The 1,461-nt window shown below is 71.1% G+C and carries 1 protein-coding gene; it reads right to left on the reverse strand.

Going from position 1 to position 1,461, the window contains the following annotated elements; all coding sequences use genetic code 11:
* Positions 1-174: 174 nt before the first annotated feature.
* Positions 175-1,338, reverse strand: coding sequence for a GuaB3 family IMP dehydrogenase-related protein (locus tag ABZW96_RS37625; RefSeq protein WP_355081654.1), 1,164 nt, complete (start codon positions 1,336-1,338; stop codon positions 175-177).
* Positions 1,339-1,461: the final 123 nt, after the last annotated feature.

Consider the following 1,461-nt stretch of genomic DNA (forward strand, 5'->3'; position numbering starts at 1 on the left):
GTTAACGAGGCGCTCGGATCGCGTCGCGTTCCAGCGGTCGAGACTCGCGCCTGCGGCGCATGCGCTTCGACCGCTGGAACGCGAGCCGGGCCGCGAACGGCGCTCGTAAGACTCGCTTCTCCGGTGATCGCCGGGTGGCTGGGAGGGTGCGCCGCAGTACGCTCACGCCTACCTTCAAGCGCGTACGCTCAGGCCCACCTTCTGGAACTCCTTGAGGTCCGAGTAACCGGCCTTGGCCATCGAACGACGCAGGCCGCCGACGAGATTCAGCGAACCGAACGGATCGTCGGACGGGCCGAAGAGCACCCGCTCCAGGCTGGGGCGCACCGTGTCGCCGACCGGCTCGCCACCGAGATCCCACGGATCGTCGACGTGCAGCATCGACCCGCGCGGCACCGACGGGTGCGCGGCCGCCGACGGCCAGTACCAGCCGCGGCCCGGCGCCTCCGCGGCCACGGCGAGCGGGACGCCGAGCATGGCCGCGTCCGCGCCACACGCGATCGCCTTGGCCAGCTGCCCGGAGGTGGAGATGTCGCCGTCCGCGATGACGTGCACATAGCGACCGCCGGTCTCGTCCAGGTAATCGCGGCGGGCGGCGGCGGCATCCGCGATCGCGGTGGCCATCGGCACGCCGATGCCGAGTACCTCGCCGGTGGTGGTCGCGCCGGGGTAGGAGCCGTAGCCGACGATCACGCCCGCCGCTCCGGTACGCATCAGGTGCAGCGCGGTGCGGTGATCGCTCACGCCGCCTGCGACCACGGGCACGTCCAGGTCGGCGATGAAGGTCTTGAGGTTCAGCGGCTCACCGTCGCCGACATGTTCGGCGGAGATGATCGTGCCGTGCACCACGAGCAGGTCGATCCCCGCCTGCAGCAGCGCCGGGGTGAGCGTGCGCGCGTTCTGCGGGCTCACCCGCACCGCCACGGTGACGCCGGCGGCGCGGACCTGCGCCACCGCGGCGGCGAGCAGATCCGGCTGCATCGGCGCGGCGTGCAACTCCTGCAGCAACGCCACGGCGCGCTCGTAACCGCCCTTGCCGACCAGCTCTAGCAACTGGTCGATCTTCGCGCCGACATCCGCGTGCCGCGCCCACAGTCCCTCGCCGTTGATCACGCCGAGCCCGCCGAGGCGGCCGAGTTCGACGGCGAACTCCGGGGACACCAGGGCGTCGGTGGGGTGCGCGAGAAACGGGATCTCGAAGCGGTAGGCGTCCAGCTGCCAGGACAGCGAGACCTGCTTCGACGAGCGGGTCCGGCGCGAGGGGACGATGTCGACGTCGTCCAGCTCGTAGGTACGCCGGGCGGTCCGGCCCATGCCGATCTCCACCATGTCGCGCACGCGAAATCTCCTTGTCTGATTTGCAGCGCCTGCGGCGCTGCGTTGTTCGCGGCCCCTTATGGCTCGCGTTCCAGCGGTCGAGACTCGCGCCTGCGGCGCATGCGCTTCGACCGCTGGAACGCG

Origin of the sequence: Nocardia sp. NPDC004168, assembly GCF_040610355.1 — a bacterium.
GTDB lineage: Bacteria > Actinomycetota > Actinomycetes > Mycobacteriales > Mycobacteriaceae > Nocardia > Nocardia sichangensis.